The organism is Shewanella sp. SG44-6, assembly GCF_014164185.1.
Lineage (GTDB): Bacteria > Pseudomonadota > Gammaproteobacteria > Enterobacterales > Shewanellaceae > Shewanella > Shewanella vesiculosa.
Map to the genome: position 1 here is coordinate 1 of NZ_JACJER010000088.1, position 19,620 is coordinate 19,620.

Annotated in this window: 14 protein-coding genes; 5 read left to right on the top strand and 9 right to left on the bottom strand. The window is 40.4% G+C overall.

The genetic code is table 11. The features are described 5' to 3' along the window. Positions 1-334: 334 nt before the first annotated feature. Both yiaY and H5185_RS15065 read left to right on the top strand, forming a co-directional pair. Positions 335-1,483, top strand: a complete 1,149-nt coding sequence (gene yiaY, locus H5185_RS15060; protein WP_182742502.1) for an L-threonine dehydrogenase — start codon at positions 335-337, stop codon at positions 1,481-1,483. A gap of 291 nt (positions 1,484-1,774) precedes the next feature. Then, positions 1,775-2,140 (top strand): cytoplasmic protein, encoded by a 366-nt coding sequence (locus H5185_RS15065; protein ID WP_124017942.1) that lies wholly within the window; start codon positions 1,775-1,777, stop codon positions 2,138-2,140. Between the two features lie 114 nt (positions 2,141-2,254). On the opposite strand, the gene H5185_RS15070 is transcribed toward H5185_RS15065, so the two are convergent. From H5185_RS15070 to H5185_RS15090, 5 genes are all read right to left on the bottom strand, one after another. Next, positions 2,255-2,623 carry an acyl-CoA thioesterase gene (locus tag H5185_RS15070; protein WP_124017941.1) on the bottom strand — a complete coding sequence of 123 codons (369 nt, stop codon included), beginning with the start codon at positions 2,621-2,623 and terminating at the stop codon, positions 2,255-2,257. Between the two features lie 222 nt (positions 2,624-2,845). Beyond that, complete coding sequence (gene ltaE, locus H5185_RS15075) at positions 2,846-3,856, bottom strand: low-specificity L-threonine aldolase (RefSeq protein WP_124017940.1); 1,011 nt, start codon at positions 3,854-3,856, stop codon at positions 2,846-2,848. A 30-nt stretch (positions 3,857-3,886) separates the two neighbouring features. Further along, entirely contained in the window at positions 3,887-4,480 is a 594-nt protein-coding gene (tpx, locus tag H5185_RS15080) for a thiol peroxidase (protein ID WP_124017939.1), read from the bottom strand. Positions 4,481-4,546: 66 nt separating this feature from the next. After that, a complete protein-coding gene (locus H5185_RS15085; protein ID WP_124017938.1) occupies positions 4,547-5,380 on the bottom strand; it encodes a mechanosensitive ion channel family protein in 834 nt (277 codons plus the stop codon). Positions 5,381-5,405: 25 nt separating this feature from the next. Beyond that, positions 5,406-6,050, bottom strand: coding sequence for an OmpA family protein (locus tag H5185_RS15090; protein WP_182698126.1), 645 nt, complete (start codon positions 6,048-6,050; stop codon positions 5,406-5,408). Between the two features lie 535 nt (positions 6,051-6,585). On the opposite strand from H5185_RS15090, the gene H5185_RS15095 reads away from it, so the two are divergent. Then, positions 6,586-8,094, top strand: a complete 1,509-nt coding sequence (locus tag H5185_RS15095) for a peptide MFS transporter (protein WP_124017936.1) — start codon at positions 6,586-6,588, stop codon at positions 8,092-8,094. Positions 8,095-8,329: 235 nt separating this feature from the next. Here the strand turns inward: H5185_RS15095 and H5185_RS15100 are convergent, their stop codons facing one another. Continuing rightward, positions 8,330-9,451: a response regulator gene (locus H5185_RS15100; protein WP_182742503.1), complete on the bottom strand. Its 1,122-nt coding sequence runs from the start codon at positions 9,449-9,451 to the stop codon at positions 8,330-8,332. 47 nt (positions 9,452-9,498) lie between these two features. Continuing rightward, positions 9,499-10,227 carry a VacJ family lipoprotein gene (locus H5185_RS15105; protein WP_371697570.1) on the bottom strand — a complete coding sequence of 243 codons (729 nt, stop codon included), beginning with the start codon at positions 10,225-10,227 and terminating at the stop codon, positions 9,499-9,501. Positions 10,228-10,617: 390 nt separating this feature from the next. On the opposite strand from H5185_RS15105, the gene H5185_RS15110 reads away from it, so the two are divergent. Beyond that, on the top strand, positions 10,618-12,780 hold the full coding sequence (locus tag H5185_RS15110; RefSeq protein WP_182742504.1) for a flagellar hook-length control protein FliK: 2,163 nt from the start codon (positions 10,618-10,620) through the stop codon (positions 12,778-12,780). A gap of 11 nt (positions 12,781-12,791) precedes the next feature. Beyond that, on the top strand, positions 12,792-13,103 hold the full coding sequence (locus H5185_RS15115) for an EscU/YscU/HrcU family type III secretion system export apparatus switch protein (protein WP_124017932.1): 312 nt from the start codon (positions 12,792-12,794) through the stop codon (positions 13,101-13,103). Between the two features lie 91 nt (positions 13,104-13,194). Here the strand turns inward: H5185_RS15115 and H5185_RS15120 are convergent, their stop codons facing one another. Together H5185_RS15120 and H5185_RS15125 are read right to left on the bottom strand one after the other, a co-directional pair. Then, a complete protein-coding gene (locus H5185_RS15120; RefSeq protein ID WP_182742505.1) occupies positions 13,195-14,130 on the bottom strand; it encodes a diguanylate cyclase in 936 nt (311 codons plus the stop codon). A gap of 3 nt (positions 14,131-14,133) precedes the next feature. Continuing rightward, positions 14,134-19,020: a PAS domain S-box protein gene (locus H5185_RS15125; RefSeq protein ID WP_259396229.1), complete on the bottom strand. Its 4,887-nt coding sequence runs from the start codon at positions 19,018-19,020 to the stop codon at positions 14,134-14,136. Positions 19,021-19,620 lie beyond the last annotated feature (600 nt).

Genomic DNA, 19,620 nt, shown 5'->3' on the forward strand with positions numbered 1-19,620 from the left:
TTCTAAAATTGAGAAAAAAACATTTAGATTCAACATCTATATATTTCCCTTATCTATCCTTAATAAGCACATTAGCATCCAAGCTATCTCGATCTAGTCATGTAAAAACAATCTAAAACCATGGTCCCTTCATGTTTTACCGTGAAACATTCTATATATAAACAAGATAATAATCATCTAAAATTTTCTGCGACTCTTGATATAAACAGTAAGAAAAATCAGATCAATAATTGTTTTTAATCGCCGTTAATCAGATTCAGATCACATAATATTGTTGGTGTTATTGCTACGTTTACCACAGAGAATATTCAATCTTATATAAAGGATAATCAATATGGCGACTAAATTTTTTATTCCAAGCGTCAACATTCTGGGTCAAGGTAGCGTAGATGAAGCCATTAAAGACATCAACGCATTTGGATTTACCAAAGCACTAATTGTTACCGACAAACCACTAGTGAGTATTGGTTTAGTGGCTAAGGTGACTAAAAAGCTCAATGCTAATGGGATTGAAGTGGTTATTTTTGATGGTGTTCAACCCAACCCTACTACAGGTAATGTTGCCGCTGGCCTTGAGCTATTAACGAGTCATAAGTGTGATTTTATTATTTCATTAGGCGGTGGTTCGCCTCATGATTGCGCTAAAGGCATAGCGCTTGTTGCCACTAATGGCGGCAACATTAAAGATTATGAAGGTGTAGATGTCTCAATTAAGGCACAAATGCCATTAGTGGCCATTAATACCACTGCCGGCACGGCAAGCGAAATGACCCGTTTTTGTATTATTACCGATGAAGCAAGGCACATTAAAATGGCCATTGTCGATAAAAATACCACCCCAATACTTTCTGTAAATGATCCAGAACTGATGCTTGAAAAGCCTGCATCACTGACAGCAGCCACAGGTATGGATGCATTAACGCATGCCATTGAAGCCTATGTTTCTATTGCTGCCAATCCGATCACCGATGCATGTGCAATAAAAGCCATTGAGCTTATTCAAGCTAACTTAATCAATGCTGTAAAACACGGCGATGACATCCAAGCTCGTGAAAATATGGCTTATGCCCAATTTCTCGCGGGTATGGCATTTAATAATGCCAGCCTAGGTTATGTGCATGCGATGGCACATCAACTGGGTGGTTTTTATGATTTACCACACGGCGTATGTAACGCATTGCTTCTGCCGCATGTTCAAACATATAACGCTCAAGTCGTACCTGCACGCTTAGCTGACGTAGCCAAAGCAATGGGCATCGACATCACAGCAATGTCAGACGATCAAGGCGCTAAAGCAGCAATCGATGCCATTAAGCAACTGTCTACAGCAGTAAACATCCCTGCAAATTTAACTGAATTAGGTGTTAAAGCTAAAGACATTCCTACCCTAGCAGATAATGCCCTTAAGGATGCTTGTGGTTTTACAAATCCAAAACAGGCTACACACGCAGAAATTTGCCAAATTTTCACTAACGCGCTATAAAACTCAATAACAGAACATAAACCAATATAAAGGGATGAGTTTGTCAACTTTAGCTAACTTATCTCTGAGGTCGAATTAAGGTTAATTCGTTTAGTTAAGCAGCCCCAAGCCCGTATTTATTTACGGGCTTTTTTAGCTGGTGTTTAATGTAAAAAACCAACAATGACAACAGCTTATTTTTAATTTAGTAAAAAGTGATGCTTAGATCTAAGTTCTTGAAATAAGGATTGACCAATACAAAAAATAAGGTCTATGATGAAAACACTTAGATAGCGAATAGGTAGGTAAACAATGACAGCGATTACTCATATATATAATTACACCGTTCGATGCCCGCACTATAAAGAAAACGAACAAACGGCAACATGGCTCAACCATATCGAAGTAAACCAATCTTGTGAAATTGCTCTAGACCGTATCACTAAATGGCACAACCTCTCAGGCACCAAATCATTTGAACTAGACGATTTTGTGGTTCGAAAAGCCGATAATGAAGAAGCCTATTTTGCCATGCAAAGTAGCCGCCTTAAGCATGATGGCCATGCCCTTGTCACATTTAAAATCTATTTAGACAACTGCTGCCAAGATGCTTCTCCAAATCAAATAATGGAGCATTTAATCAATGATTATCAACAGCGTATCGCTAAAGTCGAGTAATACACTAAGTCTATTTACCATCAATATTAAGGAGCTATCATAGCTCCTTATTTTTTGCTGTTTATCTTCAGCTCAGACAACATAAACACAACCCTACTGTGAGTAATAGAACAACTAAGCCGCATTGGCTCGCATACCGTGTGGAATAGGCAAACCATTTTCATTTACGTTAACAAATACCATTTTATCAATAAAGGCAATCGGTGCATGATTCACTTTATTGCGTATTTTACAACGCACAGTTACTGAACTTTGACCTAAACTCACTAACTCAAAACCAAACTCAATGATGTCACCAGTTTGTGCTGGCGCCATAAAACTAATTTCCGAGATAACTTTAGCGATGTGGAATTGACTGCGCATCTGGCAACTGGCAAAAATAGTCGCTTCCTCGTTGACCCAACTTAACAATTGACCACAGCATAAGCTTTTAGTGCTATTGAGATGGACAGGCATGATGATATGACGTGAGAAATATTTCATAGTGACCTCATTATCTAACTGATTAATTTTGCGTCGTTAGGCGCATACCCTTAAACAATTAGCAATGATTAAGCCAAGTATATTATTATATAAAAATCATATAGATAAAATATAACCTTAATAAATATATGATTAAAATGCCCAAAATAAATGCAACCACGCACCAAAAAAGGTAAAGGCCACGCTGAGTGTGGCCTTTACTTGATAATGAACCGCAGATGATTAACGAATAATTTGCTTTACCGTGTTCACAAAAACACTAATGTCATTCGCGCTGATGTCTTTATGAGTCACTAGGCGTAACTGCCTGTTCGGGCTAATGATAATACCTTTGTTAGCCAGTTTTAGCGCAAGCGCTTTAGGATCGATATGTTCAGCCAATGTAGCAAAGACAATATTAGTCTGCACTGCGCTCACATCAACAGTAAATTCATCCATGTCTGCCAACAATAAAGCTAAAGTACTCGCGTTGTGATGATCATCCGCTAAACGGTCAACCTGCTCAGTTAACGCTAGCTTAGCAGCTGCCGCAATAATACCTGCTTGGCGCATTCCGCCACCGAGCATTTTACGCCAGCGTGTCGCTTTACTGATTAAGCGCTCATCACCCAACAGAATCGAGCCTATCGGTGCACACAAGCCTTTTGATAAACAAATCGATACAGAGTCAAAGTATTGAGTAATATCGGCAATACCAATGCCTTGTGCAACCGCAGCATTGGCCACACGAGCACCATCTAAATGAATTTTCAGACCGCGATTAAACGCCAAGCTTTGCGCTTGGGCTAAATAGTCTTGGCTTAATATCTTACCGCCAATAGTGTTTTCTAAACTCAATAATCGAGTTTGAGCAAAATGAACATCATCAGGCTTAATTGCGGCTTCAATATCTTGCAATAAAATGCTGCCATCGGCTTGATTATTCAACGGCTGAGGTTGAATACTGCCTAATACTGCCGCTCCTCCACCTTCAAACTTATAGTTATGAGCTTGTTGACCGCAAAGATACTCATCGCCACGTTCACAATGGGACATTAAAGCTAATAAATTAGCTTGGGTACCAGAGCTCACAAACAAGGCACCATCAAAACCAAACATCTCGGCTGCCATGTCTTGTAAACTATTCACGGTCGGATCATCACCATAAACATCGTCACCAACTTCAGCATTCGACATAGCTAAGCGCATTGCTTGTGTCGGTTTAGTCACTGTATCACTTCGAAAATCAATCATACTGCGTCTCTATCCTCATTCACTCAGCCATTACTTAGCGAGTGACGATATTTCTGTTAATGCCGCTAAAGCTGCATCATAGTTTGGGTGCTCGCTGACTTCTGTTACTAGCTCTTGGTACTTTAAAATACCCTGAGGATCAATAATAAAAATAGAACGAGCCAATAAACCATGGTCTTTAATTAACAAACCATATTTATCACCAAAGTCACGCCATACTGAATCTGATAACACTTTAATTTTATCTACATTTTCAGTTTGGCAAAAACGCTTTTGGGCAAATGGTAAGTCTTCACTAATGGTTAGCATGACAACATCAGCATCATATTGAGAAAACTCTTTGTTAAACCGCTTGGTCTGCAACGCACATACGCCAGTGTCTAAGCTTGGTACAGCACTAATCAGTACTGTTTTGCCTTTAAAATCACTTAAGCTTACTGGGTTAAACTTATCATCAACCACTGTAAATGATGGTGCAGTCTTATTTAAGCTCGGCATCTTACCCTCTAAAGCAACCGGGTTACCGCCCATGGTAATCATGGTTTTTTCGCCAGCAAAACTGTGAGCGCTTATAACAGATGAGGATAATAGTGTGATCGCTGCAAAGGTTGAAAATAGCTTCATGGAAAAACTCCTTGTATAAAAAAACCAGCAAATGCTGGTTTTTAAAATATTAAATTGCCTGCAATATTATTTTGCTGGAACTTCTTTGACATGTAAATCCATTTGTGGAAATGGAATTTCAATTTCAGCTGCATCTAGTGCATTCTTGATTTGCTCAAGCAATTCAAAACGTACAGGCCAATAGTCTGATGTTTTAACCCATGGACGAACCACAAAGTTAATTGAACTGTCAGCGAGTTCTGCTAGGCCGATGGTATAAGCTGGATCTTTTAATACCAGTGGATTGTTATCAAGAATATCTGCTAATACTTTCTTGGTTTTAGCGATATCAGCAGTATACGAAACACCGATAATTAAATCGATACGACGCTTTTCTAATGCCGAGTAATTGGTAATCGTGCCGTTCATAATCGAAGAGTTAGGCGCGATGATAACTTTGTTATCACCAGTACGTAAACGGGTAGAGAAAATCGTTATCTCATCAACTACGCCAGCAACACCAGCCGCTTCAATAAAGTCACCAACACGACATGGGCGGAAAAGCACCATTAATACGCCTGATGCAAAGTTTGAAAGAGAACCTTGTAATGCTAAACCAACCGCTAAACCCGCAGCACCGATAACCGCAACGAGTGAAGCTGTTTGCACGCCAACCTGACCAAGTGTAGCGACAATTGTAAATACAAAGACTAACATCCACGCTAAGTTTGCCACAAACGAAACAACTGTTGCATCCACTTTGCGGCTTGTCAGTAATTTGGTTGTTATGCGTTTTGCTACACCGGAAAAATACTTACCGATGACAAAAATAACAATAGCAGCTAGCGCTTTAAGACCATAAGTCATCAAAAACTCAGGTGCCTGCTCCACTAAAGCATCTAAACCTTCTATGTTTTCCATTCCCTTCTCCCTTTAAATAGCAGTATTATTCTGCCGATATAATAAACTCTACACGTCGATTACGCTGCCGCCCTTCTACAGTGGCGTTATCAGCGACCGGATTTTTGTTACTCATTCCAACAATCCCAATCGACGTTGGCTGAAATTGGTATTCATTAACCAGCAAATTTTTAATCGTGGCAGCACGTTTAAGTGACAGCGCCTGGTTGACAGCATCACTACCAATACTATCGGTATGCCCTTCTAAACGGATGACAACCTCAGGGTGTTGCTCAATATATTGTTGCACTCTCACTAAGGTTGGTCGTTGAGTTAACAATACCTTTGATTTATCGAAATCAAAGTATACTGGTTGAAGAATAGACCCAAAACAATCAACAGCCACAGAGAGATCTCGCTGTTGACGACATTGTTCAGCGATAAGAGCAGCATTATTAGTAACTGTTGCCCCTAGCTCCGCATCAAAAGCGCTATCATCTTCGGCATCTTCATCGACAATCAACAACTCAGTATCAATACAGCCATTTGCCATAACAACACTATTAGCAGGAGTGTCATTACATGCATCTTTTTTATCTGGTACCCCGTCAAAATCAGTATCAACCCAAGCATGGGCTGTGAAGATAAAACACCCCATTAAGATCAATGTCAACGTACGAATGATAGCCATAAATACCCCTTCGACATGACATCGAAATATGTTAATGAGACGTATTTTACCTGTTTATAAGTTAAATTAAAAGACAACACTTTATAATCAATACCTTGCTAGACAGGCTTCACGCTAATGTCACTTAAGCATGATAAGGATATCGGCGCCAGCTTAGAAAACCTTATCAGCCTAGGTGCTATTATCGCGCAAGCTTAAAAAACAATCCCTTAACATTCAAGCACGTTAACAGTCTACTTGGACACAATTGATAACAAGCTTAACCTCTCTGTTCCCCGCATTAACATTGACTTTGTCGCCTCTTAAAGGGTATATAAGGTTAGCTTTTTGATGTTTGGTCAGCTTTTAGCATCAAAATGACATTATTTATTATAAAAAATAGACAATAAAGTTGCTCAGTATTGCTTTATCACATTCAAATACCCGCTATTTCAGGTATTCGTGGAAAAGTCAGTCATAGACAACTCTTGCAAACAATTATTTCTGTGACGATATTTTTCTCACAGGCAATCACAAGCTTAAGGTGGAAGACTTAATGAGTGACGCAAAACCTCAAGGTACATTGTTTGGGCACCCTAAGGGGTTGTTCTTACTTTTTACAACAGAACTATGGGAACGTTTTAGTTATTACGCCATGCGTGCAATTTTAGTACTTTATCTCGTCGATAAAGTGCAAAGCGATCAAGCAGGTGGCGGTTTAGGCTGGACCCAAGCAGACGCACTATCACTATATGGTACTTTTACTGGTTTAGTTTACTTGACACCATTAATTGGTGGCTGGCTAGCTGATAACGTATTAGGTCAACGTAAAGCCATTTATATTGGTGGCTTCTTAATGGCAGCAGGTCAATTTACACTTGCAGCACCGCATAGCTGGATGCCAGGCTTAGAAACCACTGTGTTTTATATTGGTTTAGGAACGCTAATTTTAGGTAACGGTCTATTTAAACCCAATATATCTACCATGGTAGGTGATTTATATCCTGCTGGTGATCACCGTCGTGACGGTGCATTTACGATATTTTACATGGGGATCAACCTAGGTGCAGCCTTATCAGGCTTTATCGTTGCCTGGGCTTACACTTCGTTTGGTCATGACGTTGTTATCGATGGTAAAGACGTGTTCATCAACAACTGGCAAGCAGGTTTCTTCTGCGCTGGTGTTGGTATGATTTTATCCTTAATTATTCAATTTTTCTTTGCTCAAAAATTACTTGGCGATATCGGTACTGAACCGGCTGCAAGAGTAGAACAAAGAAAAAATGAAGCCAAAGGTGAGATCAGAAGTGAGCCACTCACCAAGATTGAACGTGACCGCATTAAAGTGATTATGGTAATGGGTTTATTTACCATTATCTTCTGGGCGGGATTCGAGCAAGCTGGCGGTTTAATGAACTTGTTCACCAACAATTTCACCGACCGTATGATTGGCTCATGGGAAGTGCCTACCACTTATTTCCAATCACTCAATGCTATTTTTATTGTTGTTTTTGCTCCCGTGATTGCCTCAATTTGGATTCGTCTTGGTAAAAGTGAACCCAACTCACCAATTAAGTTTGCTATAGGCTTATTCTTATTGGCGATTGGTTTCCTATTTATGATGGGCGCTGTATTCGAAATGGGTGGCGACGCTTCGGTTAAATCAAGCATGTGGTGGTTAGTTGGAGCTTACTTCTTCCACACCATGGGTGAATTATGTTTATCACCTATTGGTTTATCAATGGTAACCAAACTGGCTCCACTGCGCATCGCTTCGTTAATGATGGGTGCATGGTTCCTATTTATCGCTGCAGCCAATAAAATTGGTGGCCTAGTAGGTTCATTGATTGGTCATGGCGGTGAAGTAGAAGAGCAGCTAGCAAACGCGATGGCTATTTTTGCTGGTATCGGTATTACTGCGGTTATTTCAGGGATTATTTTGTACTTCATGTCAAACAAATTAGTTGACTGGATGCACGGTGCTGAAAGCAAAAATGACACTGAAGAAGAAGTGTTAGAAGAAGAGATTGCAGTCACAGCTGAACACGAAGGTATTCAACGTTAATTCGTGTTGACGTAATTGTTACTCTTAATATCATCCCCTCCAAGTTTTCTTGTGAGGGGATTTTTTATGCATCCACATCAAGGGCTGCTAGGATCTAGAAATAGAGCGCCTGCGGCTGCTAGAACGGACTCCGTCATGCTAGGATCACTTCGCTATGCTGTTTGCTTTTATAGCATCTAGCCGCGAAGCGTCCTAGGCTCTAGGTTTCTAGTGTCTAGATAGCCTCTAATAATGATCAGCGGCAGGCTAACTGCATAAAGCCACCCGCTTTAATATCTGACTGATACACTAAGCCTGTAAATCGATTATCAAGCAATTGTTGTTTATGCTCATAAAAATGTGTACCAATACAAATCTGTTCATCTCTTAGTAAAGTTCTAACTTGCATACTGGGCTTATCCCACATCGCGCTACCAAGCGGCGCTGATTCGGGCAAAGCTAAGGGTGTGAGTATATTGCCATTGCGTAAATAACACCGCAGGCCCTTACCTGATTGGCCTATTGATAACAAATACTGGCTCAAATCGATACACACATAAATAATATCGGTATGAATATGTAACCCTGACTTAACCATACGTTCATTAAGATACGTCAGCATATTCTTGGGTTCAATTAAGGTATTACTTAGGCCATTTCTAAACAGCTTAAGTTTTTGATTGATAAAACTGCGGAGTAATACACAGCCAAAAGCAGCACTATTATCCTCTGGCGAAAAGTGGGCCATATACATAACTAAATGATGATCGCCCACCATAGTAGAGTCAATAAAATAGGCACTTATATCATTATTTTTAAACAGACTATAATTGATATCCGCTTTAGGATAATAGATATGTGAAGCCGGAAATAATTGCTGCTGAACACTTTTGGCTGCTTGGGCATTTTGCTCAAGCAGCGATAAATTATCAGTGAGTTCTTGATATGAAAGCTCATTCATTTCTTGTAAATGAAATTGCCCAGACACATTCATAGGCGTCGCAGCTGACATCATAGCTTGAATGATAGCTTGTTCAATAATAAGTAAATCTGCAATCGGCTTAGTCAGATAATCACTGGCACCGATGCGCAATGCCTCTACAACATCAGACATCACATCGTTACCAGAAATAACAATAGCAGGTATAGCAGGATTAATATCTCGCATTTGCTTAAGCATAGATAAGCCATCAAGGCCTGGCATGCTTAAATCTGCAATAACAATATCAAAAATAGAATCAGAAAAAAGGGCTATACCTTCATAGCCATTACAAGCTTGAGTAACCCGAGCACCTTGTCCTTGCAAAAAACTAGCAACGACATGGCGAAATATCGGGTCATCTTCAACAAAGAGGATCTCGACATCAGTTAGCGCCATACAACAACCTCACAGACATTCACTGTCGAGGTGCCTGTATGCCTCGACTATTCTAGCTCATCTAAATACTCATCAAGTAACTCATCGTCTGCTTGACTTGATGGCACATCACCATCAAACACTTTGTAATCCATATGCTGTAAATAGGCATCTTTTACAAAAGCATAAGGATCGAGAGCATTGTCTAATAATCGTTCTTGATCAATGGCCTTAGAACGAGCATCTAAGCCTTTTAAGCCCCATTTTAATACTGATTGCCAAAAAGTTAACTCCGATAAGGGAAAGTATAGACCATCCACCCAATCAGAGGCTAATTCTCTTGTCACAATTGGACCATAAAATGGCGCCATAAAGTAAGGACCATTGGGCGTACCGTAATAACCTAAAACTTCGTTAAAGTCGTCCTGTTTACGGTGCATCCCCATCATGTCGGCTACATCTACCAAGCCCAATAAACCAATGGTGGTGTTAACGGTAAAACGCCCACCAGCATTAGCTGCCCATTTCCACTTTCCTTGCAGAGTATTATTGACTAGGGAGCTTGGCTCTTCTAAGTTATAAACAAAATTATTAACCCCCGTTCTTAGCGGATTAGGCACATAATCTTTATAGCCATGAGCGACTGGGCGAATAATATATCTGTCTAAAAACAGATAATTAAAATCCCACATAGTGCGGTTAATCTCCTCAAATGGATCAAGAGGATCATTATATTTAATTTCAACCGCAGGTACTGGCGCAGCGACAACTTGAGGTGCTTCGGCTTGGGCATACATAGGTATGCTAATCACAAGCACCTGAAGTAATATCCATTTATACTTCATATAATTCTCTTTAAAATGACAAAAGGTCCTGCTCAATAAACTGCTAACTCTGTCTTTTTATTAAAGCAATTTTTGTTCAAGTCGATATAATTTAGCAAGCTAGTATTAGGCTAATATTTTACAATATTCAATAACTAGGCCTTGCTTGTACGTGTTTGTTAGCCGCAATCGATCAGCAAATGGTCATAAAACCATAATGAGTTGCCCAATAAAGGTAACAGAGGGCTAAGGATACTGCGCCTTTTTACAATATCAATCAAAAAATTGTAAATGAAGCTGATATTGTTCACTAACAGATTGATTGATTTCGATAGATAAACATCATTGTTTGATAGGATTTCTATGGCTGTGCCAACAACGCTGACTCCAAAAGCGGTCAATAGCGTCACATTTAAACCTGCTGATGCAAGTCAGTCATCGTTGGCAGAACGCAAGCCAACTCAAAGTAATAGTGATGCTGTACCCACAAAAACATCAAATGATAAATCGGTTTCATCTTCGTCGACTTCAGCGCCTTCAAAATCAGATTTATCTTCGGTATTACTGCCTGTAAAAGTGTCGCAACCGCCAACAAGTGCACAACTCGATGTCACCATTGAAAATCAGCAGTATCAACTGAGTAAGACAGCTGAACTGCAAAAATTATTACAACAAACCGCACAAGTGGTCATCGCGAGCGACCAAGCCAAACTTGTAACTCGTGCCGTAGCCAGCGTTAATCAACCACAAGTGCAAGCTGAACTCATCAATAATTCCGTTGCACCAGTAACCCAGGTTCCTGAGTCTACAGTTTCAGCGCCCCCATTACCAACTCAAACAATCTCCACCCAGCTAATACTATTGGCGCAATCCATTCAGCTGGCATTACCGCAAGCCCTTGAAGCACTTGCAAAACAAAATGGCGTATCAACACAAGAGTTGGCAACATTGGCGACAAGGCCTCAAGGCTATCCTCTGCCTACGGCAGTAATAGACCAAGGACAACTGACGTTTGCCAGTGGCACAAGTATTACATTAGCGCCAAATACCGCGTTAAGTTCAGGACAATATTTAGCCAAAGTCGTGCTACAAAATCAGCAACTACAACTTGCACTAACGCCTGTAATAGCAGAACTGAGCGTTAATTTAACCAAACTGACCGCGCCTCAAATTACCGAGCCACTGCAAACGGCCAACATCATCATAACCAAAAATGAACCAGGGCAAATTCTTAGCCAGTTTCTAAAAAAACTCGAATCGACTCCGTTACCGACTAATATCACTGCGGCGAAAACAGATGCTAGTCAACCCAATGCCGCTCCTACAAAAACTGAAGGCAGTCAGCTCAATATCACTCCTGCAAAAACTGAAGCTAATCAACCCAATGTCGCTCCTGCAAAAACTGAAGCTAATCAACCCAATGTCGCTCCTGCAAAAACTGACGCTAATCAACTAAACATCAATGCCAGTTCTAGCAACCTTAGCCTAAAAACAGCTCAAGATAGCAATACAGTAAAAACGACGGCAGCGCTCACACAGCAACCCTTGTCGTCACAGACAAACCAACAAGCTCAGCTAAGCAACACAACGGAACAAAGTATACTTAAAGCAAACCCTACGACGGTTAGTGCCAATCACGAGGCCACCAATAAGTTAACCAGCGACCCAGCTCCAATAGAAGTGCTGAATAAAGCCTTATCAAAAGCAGGGGCAATGCCGATAAAGCAGCAGCTAACACAACAAGTGGCTCATAATCTCGCCAGTGAACTGTTTAAACATTTACCCCAAATCAGTCCACACCCATTAAGTGCATTAAGCGACCCAGCCTTACTGAGCAGCGAGCTATACAGTTTAGCAGCACTTAACCTAGCGAACCCTCAGATAAGTCACTCAGGCGCTTCACAGCCCTCGGCGCAGTTTTCAGGCAGTGCAATTACCACCCTATTCCAGCTATTACTCGGGGTCAAAACCAAATCCACCGGTGCTGCGATCAGCGACAAACTTCAAGCCCATCTTGCACAATTACAACAACGAACCTTAAGTAAACTCAGCGCCAATTCAGGTTTATTAGCAGCGCTGGATAAATTAGGCGGTGCAGACTCTTTAGCACAATTAGCCAGCAGTATTGCGCTGTACCAACACGCAAGTACTGATCCTAATCAAGCCATGACATGGTACTTTGCTTTGCCCTATTCTATTAATCAACGTGATGAGCAATTTGAGGGCAAATTCGAACAAGAAAATGATCAAGATAAAGACAAAAAAGCAGGCTGGAAGTTACAACTCAAATTTAACTTAGCACAAGGTTCATTATTAATTTGTGCTAATAAACAAGGCGATGTGCTGGATATTCAATTCAAAGGCAACAACCAAATGCTGCTCACAAAAGTAGAGCGCTTTAACCAAGCACTATCAGATAAAATCACTCAAATAGGCTTTACCCCAGGTAAGCTGACGACACAGCTAGCCCCAATTCCGGCGACCTTATTGCCAGGCGATCACTATTTAGTTAAAACAAGGGCATGACAGAGGGCACAATGACACAAGAACCGAAGAAAAAACAACAGGCCGTTGCGCTCAGTTTTGATGGTAAAAGCGCACCAAAAATTACCGCTACAGGTAAGGATTTAGTTGCCGAAGAGATAATTTTGATTGCTAAAGAAGCAGGGATCCATATCCATCAGGACCCACATTTGAGTGAATTTTTACAACTTCTGGAACTAGGCGACGAAGTGCCTAAAGAACTGTACCTATTAATTGCAGAGTTAATCGCATTTGTTTATATGCTAGATGGAAAATTTCCTGAGCAATGGAATAATCTGCATCAAAAAATTGTCGCTCAAGTGTAAAGTATTTTCTCGCTACTAAGCCACACGCGATCACCTTTAACAGCTTACATCTAACAGCTTATATCTAAAAGTCCTACTCATTCAGAGTGGCTTATATTTGGCTACCTAATACTCTGTTTCTGCCACGGTCCTTGGCTATATACAATTGTTTATCAGCCTCTTCAATCAGGGTTGTACTCGACATATCATACACAGGCACCACACTTGAAACGCCAGCGCTAATGGTCACGAAAGCAGATATGGGGGAATTTATATGCGGTATTTTCAAAGACACAATACTGTCGACAATTTGCTGAGCCACATAAGTACCGCCAATTAAATCAGTATTAGGTAAAATACAGATAAACTCTTCACCACCAAAACGTGCTACGAGATCATAAGGGCGATTTACTGTGTCGTGTATCTTCTGCGCCACTAAACGTAAACAAACATCTCCCTCGGTATGACCATAGGTATCATTAAAGTGCTTAAAGAAATCGATATCCAATAAAATAATGGTTAATGGCTGTTTTTCACGCGCACATTGCGACCAGCTTACCGGCAAAACTTGCTCAAACTGACGTCGATTGGCCACCCCAGTTAATCCATCGATTAACGCTATAGTGCGCAATAAATCGGTGTTTAATTTCAATCTAATCTGATTTTTAATTCGTGCTTTGGTAATAACGGGGTTAATGGGTTTATGAATAAAATCAACCGCCCCTAACTGAAAGCCCCTAACTTCTTTATCTTCATCAAAATGACCAGAGACAAAAATAATCGCAACCTCTTGGGTGTCGGGATCATTTTTTAAATGCGCACACACATCGAAACCATTTAACATCGGCATTTCAATGTCTAACAATACAAGATCAGGTTTAACTTTTTTACACATCTCAATAGCTTGATTACCATCGCGAGCCATATAAATGTCGTAATCATCTTGTAAGAGTTGATGCAATATCTTGATATTGACAACCTGATCATCAACTAACAGTATTTTACCTCTAACTGGCTCTGCGCCAGAAATATACTCATCTATGAACACGCATTACTCCTTCAATATCGATTTCAATGTATCGACTGCATCCAGAAACTCAAGTTGACTCACTTGAGTTCTCAACCTTAACCACTGTTCATTAGGCACTCCACTGCTAAGCAGCTGCTCAAGATAGTCTATGGCATCTAGATTTTGCTCTACTAACAACGCCATCAAACGATCTATCTTATCCAAATTTACGATTGCTGTGGGGAAAAAGCCCACTTTATCTACAATAGCAACAGTTGATTCTGCGCTTTCATCAGGGAAATACGAATCCAGCATACGAATACTATCGTCTATATGATCTTGCATTTCTGTTAAACAAGTCTCTGAATCAATGACTACTTTTTTATTTAAGTCGCTATTTGAATCAGCAGTCGCATTGTTTATATTTTTTTCTAGCGTGGCAGCAAAATCAGCCAGTCGCTTAGCGCCCATATTACTTGCAGTACCTTTAATCGTATGAGCAATACGGCTAATAGCCCCGCCATCTTGCTGTGCAAACGCTTGAGTCAGTAACAATGATTGTTGTTTCATTTCGGTGGCAAAATGATGTTTCACATCAAGAAAGAATGCCAGTTCACCGCCAAAACGACGCAAAATAGACTCAGGGTTTTCTATAATCAAATCATCATCGCTATCACTAACCACGTCAGGCAAGCTCGCATCAAGATTATTTGCAGTTAAACGATATTGAGTAACATCGGCTTTATTTATCAACTTAAGCATACAAGGTATTAAAAGCGTCATGTCAATTGGCTTACCAATATGATCGTCCATCCCCGCAGCCAGGCACAATGTTTTATCAGCAATAGATGCATTAGCCGTCATGGCTAAAATCGATAACTCATTAAACCGACCATCAGCACGAATAAGACGCGTGGCTTCAAGTCCATCCATAACAGGCATCTGCATGTCCATAATCACAATATCAAATTGATTATTTGACTGAGTAACCCACTTTACACCCTCGGTACCGTCTTTGGCCAATGTAACAATGGCACCTTGTAGTCGCAATAACTCATCAATCACTTGACGGTTAAGTGCATTATCTTCAACCACTAATACCTTAATGCCGTTTAAGGCCAAACTGCTAATCTTTCTCGTTTGAGGTGCATTATCTTCGTCATTCATCGCTTGATAAACAGCCTCAAGCATTAAATTGGCGGTGACAGGTTTGGTCAGCATACTGACAAAAGGTTGTTGACTGTAATGCTTAGTTTGCTCCATCACCTCAGCACCATAGGCGGTTAACATGATGATGGCTGGCGCAGTTGCTGGAGAAAACATAGCTTGAATATGATTAGCAGTTTCTAAGCCATTACCTCCTGGCATATACCAATCCATAATAATCACATCGTAATGGTTATTGGCAGAGATGCTTTTTTTAATAAGCTTAATCGCCTCATGGCTATTGTGCGCTTCATTAACATCAGCGCCGTGGGCGGTTAAGTTTTTTGCTACAAGCTTACGGCTCATCTTACTGTCATCAACAACCAGAATATGCTTACCCTGTAAATCGATAACAATATCACTATTTTCTAATTCAATGATATTAAAGCTTAAATCAAACCAAAAACGACTGCCCTCACCAAGATGACTGGTTAATGATAATTCTCCGCCCATTAAATTAACTAGACGTTTAGTAATCGCTAATCCTAATCCTGTACCACCAAATCGTCTTGACGTTGATGACTCCGCTTGCACAAAACCTTGGAAAATCTTAGTTTCTTGCTCTTTACTAATACCAATACCGGTATCAGTAACAGAGATGGTTAAGTTGACTTGATTTACGTCAATAGTATTGCAACGCACACCGACAATGACATGACCTTCAGCCGTAAATTTAATCGCATTACCCGCCAGATTTAACAGCACTTGGCGTAAACGAAGCTCATCGCCCTCAATAAGATAGGGAATACTTGGGTCTAAATCAAAAATCACTTCAACATTTTGGTTATGCAGGTTGGTGGCTAGCATAACCGCTAATTCACGCATGACGGTTTCAAGTTCAAATGAGTGCAAATCAAGATCTAACTTACCGGCATCAATTTTTGAAAAATCTAAAATATCATTTAACAATCCCAATAAAGATTTGGCAGCAATCTCAGCCTTGCTAACATAATCAGCCTGTTGGCGAGTCATCTCAGAATGCTGAATAAGTTGAAGCATACCTAACACTGCATTCATTGGGGTACGTATTTCATGACTCATATTGGCTAAGAAGGCAGACTTAGCCGCATTAGCCGCATCAGCAGCCTGTTTGGCTAAGCGTAACGTTTGCTCTAATTCGCGTTGCTCGGTAATGTCACGATTAATCCCAACAATGCGCACTGCTGCGCCTGATTTATCGAAACTAATTTGTCCTCCGGCCTGAACATAACGAACCTGACCCGAGCTGCTAATAACTCTAAACAAGGGGTTATAAGGAGTATTAAAAGTAATCGATTCCTGTAAGGCCTTTTCAGCCATTTCAATGTCATCAGGATGAAGTCTGTTACGCCAATGCTGATAATTTACCCCTTGGTCTCTGATGTCTAATGAATAGTCATAAATACTAAACATACGATCATTCCACTGTAGCTCATTGGTTTGTATGTCAAAGCTCCAGATCCCTAACTCTGCCACTTCAGCTGCTTTGGCTAATTGATAGCTAGCAGATAACAACTCTTCTTGTTGCTTCAACATAGTATCAATATTGACCGCAACGCCTAAATAGCCAATAATTTCACCGCGATTATCACGCATAGCTGATACCGACAATGAGACTTGGCATTGAGAGCCATCTTTACGAATATAGGTCCAGGTACGCGTTTCAGGCCCTTGGACTCTTGGCTTGTAAGTAAACACATCAAAAGCACTGATGTCTTCACCAAACTCTTCCGTTAATTCGACACTGCGCTGACTAACTTCAGCAGCAAGATGCAGTATTGCAGGGCTTTGCTTACCAACAACCTCTTCAGCCTGATATCCTAACAATAATTCTGCACCACGATTAAACATGCTAATCATACCGTCATTATCCGTTGAAATAATGGCAATTTCTGATGCAGCAGCAAGCACATTTGTGAGTAAAGAACTAAGGGCATCTTTTTCTAATTGAGTATTTTTACGTTCAGTTATATCAATTCTCAACGCAACACAGCGCTCAAGATCACCGTTATCATCCATTATTGGCGCAATAACAGTATCAAACCATTTGGCATTACCTTGGCTATCATGATTACAAACTTCATCATGCCAAGTCTGACCTGCATGAATGGTTTGCCACATTTTTTTCCAAAATGCATCGTCATGTTGATTCGATTTTACAATTGAATGTTTGTGACCGATCATCTGCTCTCGAGTCAAACCAGATATCGAACAAAAGTAATCATTTACCGCTAAAATAGTGCCATTTTTATCGGTTTCAGAATAAAGCAACTGCTGATTAATGTTATCAAGTAGGGTTTTATTTTCTGACAGAGCCTGTTGTAACGCGTGGGTTCGCTCAGTTACTTTTCGTTCAAGGCTGGCATTAATGCTTAAAATTTGCTTTTCAGCATGCTGTTGTATCGTGATGTCCCGAATGGTCTGACTGACACCAATAATTTTGCCGAACTCATTGTAAATAGCCAAAGAGGTCATCGATGTAGACAATAGCTGATTGTCTTTGCATTTGTGTTGGCCAGTAAAGTTTAACAATGATTTACCGTTCAATACCTGATTAAAATTCTCAATTTCAGCGGCATAGCCATCATTAGGGACAATGAATGTGGTTTTTTTAAGGCCTATGACTTCCTGCTTTTCATAACCAAAAATGGTTACCGCGCCCTCATTCCAACTGGTGATAATACCATCACAATCTAAACTAATAATCGCATCTAGCGAATGTTCTAAAATATTAGCCCGTCTTTCATTGTCTTCCAAAATAAGACGTTTACGAGCTAACGCATAGCTGTAAAAACCAATAAGCCCCCCAAACAATAAACTGACAATTGCACCATAAGTAAAAATAATCTTAGGCGAGGTTAAATGTAACCCACTTATAAATGCTGGATAAGCCACTAAAGATATTTGCCATTTACGGCCAAATATCTCACGATCGACGACAACAGAAAAAGACGATAACGGGCTCGCATCATCAATATGGGTCTCATAAAACATGACATTCTTTTGATTATCAGTCACATCATTAATCAATATCTTGGTCGTTTTGCGAGATAAATTGATTTGGTCAAACACTTCATTGGCCACTAATGGCGCATAACTCCAACCATAAGCATTTTGCTCCCTCAACTCGGCAGTTGCTGGTATAAAACCTGTGCGGTAGATAGGCATCAAAATAAGAAAGGCTTGTAACGGATGGCCTGTAGCTTGTACTAAGGTTATCGGCCCAGTTAAGCGTACTTCACCGGTTAAATACGCTTGTTGGGCGGCATTCTTGCGGTTTGGCTCAGAGGCAATATCTAAACCGATCGCCGCAAGGTTGCGCTCAACGGGTTCGATATAATCAATCAAATAACGTTCATCATTATGAGGGGTTAGCTGACGAATACTGTAATCGGGCCAGTCATCAAGTTTCGCTTTGATGACAAAAGATGCCTCATCAGCTGCGGGCACACGTCGGATATAACCAAAGCCTCGCGCCCCTGGGAATTCAGTTTCAATATCACGGGTTAAGCTGTATTTTCTGAAGATTTTACGAGAAATTCGGTCTTCGCCTGAAGTCGCAACTGCGCCTCGAGCACCTCGCAAACCATATTGATACAATACAATACGATCAATAATCGTATTAGCAACTTGCTCTGACAGTTCATCAAGTGCTTTAGTAATGATAGTACTATTTTGATTCTTAACGCTAACAGCAGTCACAAAACTAATGGTTAACCCGAAAGCAAATATTCCAATACCCAATTTAAGCGCATTTTTATAACTAGATAGTCTGACCATTTTATTATTAGTTAAGAGTCACAGAGCTTAACTTTGGACGATAAACGAGTTTTTTACAACTAGACATTGAAATATATCGTGTTTTGAAATTTGATGACTAATCTAGACCTCTATGCGAATAGTGCGCTGCGCTTCTAGGGCGGACTACGTCCTGCTAGGGACAGCTGCGCTGTTAAGACGTTATAGAACCGAGTCAGCTAGAATCTAGTCATCTAGGCTTTACTTTTATAGCATCTAGCAGCGTAGCGCTCTAGTCATCTAGGATTTTGCTTTTATAGCATCTGGCAACGTAGCTCTCTAGTCATCTAGGCTTTTGCTTTTATAGCATCTAGCAGCGTAGCACTCTAGTCATCTAGGCTTTGCTTTTATAGCATCTAGCAGCGAAGCACTCTCGTCATCTAGGTTCCAATTCCAAGTTATCAAGCTTTAACGCCCAACTGTCGTATCAGTTAACGCATCAAATTGAATGATATAGTAGCGACCATCACTTTTGTCTTGCTGGTTATTCACCGCAGGAGACTGATGTAATTTATTCACAGTGACTAACAACTTACCATCGGCCGT